Source organism: Ancylothrix sp. D3o, assembly GCF_025370775.1.
Lineage (GTDB): Bacteria > Cyanobacteriota > Cyanobacteriia > Cyanobacteriales > Oscillatoriaceae > Ancylothrix.
On the sequence record NZ_JAMXEX010000113.1, the window covers coordinates 1 to 1,688 of the forward strand.

Annotated in this window: 1 protein-coding gene; it reads right to left on the bottom strand. The window is 40.8% G+C overall.

Annotated features, from left to right (window positions below; genetic code table 11):
• Positions 1–73 precede the first annotated feature (73 nt).
• Positions 74–1,567: an IS5 family transposase gene (locus NG798_RS27565; protein ID WP_261226917.1), complete on the bottom strand. Its 1,494-nt coding sequence runs from the start codon at positions 1,565–1,567 to the stop codon at positions 74–76.
• Positions 1,568–1,688 lie beyond the last annotated feature (121 nt).

A 1,688-nucleotide genomic window follows, 5' to 3' on the forward strand; every position in this document is an offset into this window, starting at 1 on the left:
TAGGGCTTGCTGAATAAGTTAGGAAAAATCGCGCTCGCTCCGCCAGCCGTAGCCATCGCACTTGATGGGTGATTCAAGCTCGGCGAAACATAACTTTTGGTTGACTATAACTTGCCCAGTTATAGCTTTTGATAATGATTGACCCGTAAACAGGGGTGATTTTCGGTTTGTGACATAAAAACACACAAAAAACCCGTCTTAACCAGGTAGAAAGGTTAATTACTAAAAAAGTAATAGCAATGGCTGTTTCAGAAGTATTATCAAGTTTTGTCATCACCCGATTCAGGCTAAATCTTCTTTTTCCTTGTCCAAATTTGCCCTCAATCGCATTTCTAATTCTCTCATCTTCTGAGGCTTGTTTCTTTGTTTCCTTACTGACATTTGCTGGTGGCCTTCCTAAAGGGGGGCCACTAATTCTAATTCCTCTTTCTTTACACCAAGCTCGGTTTTCTCTTGTTCGATAAATGCGATCCGCATGGACTGATTCTGGGTAGTATCCTGTGTAACTTTTAAATGCTTCTACTTGTGCTTTTAAGTCTCCTGATTCGTTAAAGTTATCCCAACTTATCCGGTCTAAAAATACATATCCTTCAATGCAACTCGCTGACAATTTGGCTCCAAACTCTACGGGTTTCCCTGCTTTTCCTCTGACAATAGGACGGATGTGCGGTTGGCTTAAACTTACTATTCTGTCCTCTATGCTCTGTTTCTTATTTTCAAATAACCAGAGTTGTTGCCGATATACTTCTGTGAGGACTAGCAAGGTCTTATACTGCTTTTGGCTCAGACTTTTTAGGGTGGCACCTGACTCGATTAGTTGTTCAATATGAGCGAGGTTTCTTTTGATATATTGCAGTTGTTTTTTAATTGCTTGGATTTTTTTGTTTCGTTTAGGTCGTCGTTGTTTGGCTACTGCTAAATAGTTTTTTCTGGCAATATTACGGTAGGTTCTGGGTTTTTTATGAATTTTTGGTTTGAAAGAATTATAGAGAATGTCGATGGTTTTTTCTGTGTGAACTCTGGCTCGGTTTAATAGTCCTAAGTCCGTCGGATAGCTAATGTCTCCTGGAACACAGGTCGCATCTACGATTAATTTTCCTTGATTTGGTGACTCATTTTTTACCTCCGAATCCTTTTTTTTTCCGGGTGGCTTTGACGTGGCTTCTCGTATTTTATTGACCATTCCTTCATTGACTTTCTTGATTAAATTCCCACTAATCCGCTGCCGAAAGTGGACTAATAGGGATGGGTCAAATGGGGGCTCATTACTGTAGGTTAATTGACCGATAAAGTATTGCAGGTATGGGTTTTCTCGGATCTGTTCTACTGTTTCTATGTCGCTGATTCCCAGCTTTTCTTTAATAATTAATGCCCCTAATGCCATCCTAAATGATTTGGCGGGTGCTCCCATTTCGGTGGGGAAATTTTCAGCATATTCTGATTCAAACTCTGACCAAGGGATTAGTTGCGCCATTTTCACCCAACGGTTATCTTCTGACAATCTTCCTTCAAAGGGGAGTTCAAAGTCCGATGGGGGGCTTGGGGCAAGCTCAGCTTTTCTATACACGATCGCAGGTGATGATGCACGGGTTTTGAGTTATTATACCTGTTTTTCTTGCACCCTTACTACTTTTTTGGTCGGAAAATCCCTACACTGTTTACTTTTCTCACTGATTCAGCAAGCCCTA